At 57.9% G+C, this 1,619-nt stretch carries 3 protein-coding genes; 1 reads left to right on the forward strand and 2 read right to left on the reverse strand.

The window, feature by feature from the left end; translation table 11 throughout:
- Together B2W52_RS10325 and B2W52_RS10330 are read right to left on the reverse strand one after the other, a co-directional pair.
- Positions 1-469: glyceraldehyde 3-phosphate dehydrogenase NAD-binding domain-containing protein (locus tag B2W52_RS10325; protein WP_286802873.1), on the reverse strand; the 469-nt coding region annotated here is incomplete at its 3' end.
- Positions 470-515: 46 nt separating this feature from the next.
- The gene (locus B2W52_RS10330; RefSeq protein ID WP_008172983.1) at positions 516-1,280 is read right to left on the reverse strand and encodes a metalloregulator ArsR/SmtB family transcription factor; all 765 of its coding nucleotides are present in this window, start codon (positions 1,278-1,280) and stop codon (positions 516-518) included.
- A 91-nt stretch (positions 1,281-1,371) separates the two neighbouring features.
- Here B2W52_RS10330 and B2W52_RS10335 point away from each other — a divergent pair.
- Positions 1,372-1,619: arsenic resistance protein (locus B2W52_RS10335; protein ID WP_414673492.1), on the forward strand; the 248-nt coding region annotated here is incomplete at its 3' end.

The following is a 1,619-nucleotide window of genomic DNA, read 5'->3' on the forward strand; positions in this document are numbered from 1 at the left end:
AGTTGGTGGTGCAGGAGGCGGCGGTCACAATGCGGTCGTTGGCCGGGTCGAAAATATCATCGTTCACACCAACCACAATGTTCTTGGCGCCCGCCTCCTTCACCGGTGCCGTGACCACGACCCGTTTCACGCCCTGGTCCAGGTACGCCTGCAAAGCACTGACCTTCTTGTTCACGCCACTTGCCTCGATCACCAGATCGCAGCCGGACCAGTCGGTTTCACCGATGCTCCGGTTGTGAGTCACGCGAATGCGCTGGCCCTCGATGACGATATCCGTTCCGTCGGCAGTGGCTTCCCGACTCCAGCGACCATGGATGCTGTCAAAGTTGAGCAGGTGAGCCAAAGTACCGGTATCGGCGCCCGGATCGTTGATGGCCACAAACTCCATATCTGGCCAGCCCCAGGCGGCCCGCAAGGCCAGACGACCGATTCGGCCAAATCCATTAATGCCTACTTTGATCTTGCTCATGTTGTGCTCCTGATAAACCTGTTCCGTACATTAGACCCTGCGGACATTACAGACATTGGACAGATGGGCGGTCTGCCATGGCCTGCAATCGCGCAAGCGGGTTCTCTATCAATCGGCCGTTATGGCTGGCGGTTTCATCCAGCACCCGGGCCAGCCACTGCGGAATGCCCGGGTTCAGGGAATAGTAGATCCACTGGCCCCGACGCTCCGTGGCCAGCAGGCCGGCATCCCGCAACGTGGCCAGATGCCGGCTGACTTTCGGCTGGGGCGCTTCAAAGGCTTCGGTAAGCTCGCAGACACAGAGTTGCCCCTGGCTGCGGATCATTAACAGCGCCGCAAGGCGGAAATCGTCGGCCAGCGCCTTGAACACCGTGACCGGGTCATAGCTGGCGGGTTTCGCTCCAGTTTCTTTCTGATGAATGAGTGCGAACAGGGCGACTCGCTCTTTGATCTCCTTAAGCCTGAGGGCGAAAGTGGAATGGCGGTTTGCTGGTACCGGATCGGCAAAATCCCAGGCAATCTGCTGGGCCGGCTGGCAGACCGCACCGCACTCGCTGGAAGCTTTCTCGCAGAGGGTAATCACGTAATCCCAATACTGTTCCTGCAAATCTGCCAACCGCTTGCTAGAAAGCCCTTCCGTCGATACGCCGGCTTCCTCAAGAACCTGCAATGCCATCGGGTGGGGCTCGGTTGGCTCGGTACCGGCGCTGGCCACTTCAAACCGGTCCCCGGCTATGTCCCGCAGCAAGGCTTCTGCCATAAGAGAACGGGCACTGTTGGCGGTACAGACAAACAAAACGCGGCGCTTCATATCTGCTTCCCCATATATTCGGCTTTATGGATATCCAATTTTGTGCATAATAGATTCAGTCTCCCTACGAGTAAAGGAATCATCAAATACGATGAGCACCAACACAGAAATAACCCGGGCTGAAGACGCCGACGGCGGCATGGATTTGTTCGGCAAGTTCCTGTCGGTATGGGTAGCCCTGGCCATCATCGCCGGCGTGGCGCTCGGTCAGCTCGCACCAGTGGTACCCGAGACCCTGTCCCGTTTCGAATACGCGCAGGTCTCCATCCCCATCGCCATTCTGATCTGGGCGATGATTTTCCCGATGATGGCGCAGATTGATTTCAGTGCGGTGGTCGG

The organism is Marinobacter sp. UBA2498, assembly GCF_002341575.1.
GTDB classification, from domain to species: domain Bacteria; phylum Pseudomonadota; class Gammaproteobacteria; order Pseudomonadales; family Oleiphilaceae; genus Marinobacter; species Marinobacter manganoxydans.